The 1255-nt window shown below is 42.4% G+C and carries 1 protein-coding gene; it reads right to left on the reverse strand.

Going from position 1 to position 1255, the window contains the following annotated elements; all coding sequences use genetic code 11:
* Nucleotides 1–57: 57 nt before the first annotated feature.
* A partial coding sequence (locus tag B4033_RS11660; RefSeq protein WP_286834173.1) for an MFS transporter occupies nucleotides 58–1255 on the reverse strand: 1198 nt, incomplete at its 5' end.

Below are 1255 nucleotides of genomic sequence, written 5' to 3' on the forward strand. Positions count from 1 at the left end.
TTGCTTGATTATAATTTATACAATATAGACTTTAAGACCTTAATCAGGAATATATGCTCACTTTGTTTCTAGCTTGCTTATTTTAGGTTTTAACTGTTGAGCTATCAATAAACCGATTGTCAAAATAATGCCGATGAATAAACTGAGGCCGAACCATCCGGTATTTTCCCAGACCAGACCACTCGAGCTGCCAAGTACACTAGACCCAAGATAGTAGCAGAATAAATAGAGTGATGATCCTACAGCACGATACTGTAAAGATTGCACAGACACCCAACTACTGGCCGTGGAATGTGCAGCAAAAAATGCAAAGGTAAAAATGAGCAGACCAATAAAGATCAGCACCAAGCTGTTGACTAGCATCAACACTAGTCCTAGCAACATACTGGCAAGCATGGCCACCAATACTTGGAAACGTCCAAATTTCTGGCTCCATGCCGCCGCACGAGGTGAGCTATAGATTCCTGCCAGATAGGTGACCGAAATTACCCCAATCCAGACATGCGACAGCTCAAAAGGTGACTGAATCAGGCGATAGCTGAGGTAATTAAAGACTGAAACAAAACAGCCCATCAGGATGAAACCTTGCAAGAACAAGATTCGCAGTTTGCGATCACTAAGATTATGCTGAAATGCAGTAAGGAAGCGGCTCAATTTAATAGGATAAGCTTGAAAATTCCTGGATTTAGGCAATAAGAAATAGAAAGTTGTCGCAATACAGAGGTTAATTAGTCCAATGATTAAAGTCGCTGACTGCCAGGAAATAAAGTCTACCAATACTCCTGCAAGCAAACGGCCACTCATACCGCCAATCGCAGTTCCAGAAATATAGAGTCCCATGGCAAAACCAACATCTTTCGCGGCAACTTCTTCCCCAATATAGGTCATCGCCACTGCGGCCACGCCACTTACGGTTAAGCCTATTAATACCCGGGTCGCCAGAAACACTGACCAGACTGGCAATACAGCACTCAGCAACAACAATACTGCAACCGAAAATAAAGACCAAACCATAATCGGCTTACGGCCAAAACGGTCAGAAATGAGTCCAGTAAAAATCAGGCCAACAGCTAATGCAATGGTAGAAAATGAAAGTGGAAAACTGCTTTGCGTAGGGGAGATATGAAAATAGTCTGCCAGAATCGGCATCATCGGCTGTACACAATACAATGATGAAAAAATTGCAAATCCAGCCAGAAACAAGGAAAACAAAACCGCTTTAAAGGCAGAAGAACCATATTCAATATGGCTTGAA

This window comes from Acinetobacter sp. UBA3132 (assembly GCF_002364825.1).
Taxonomy (GTDB): Bacteria; Pseudomonadota; Gammaproteobacteria; order Pseudomonadales; family Moraxellaceae; genus Acinetobacter; species Acinetobacter schindleri.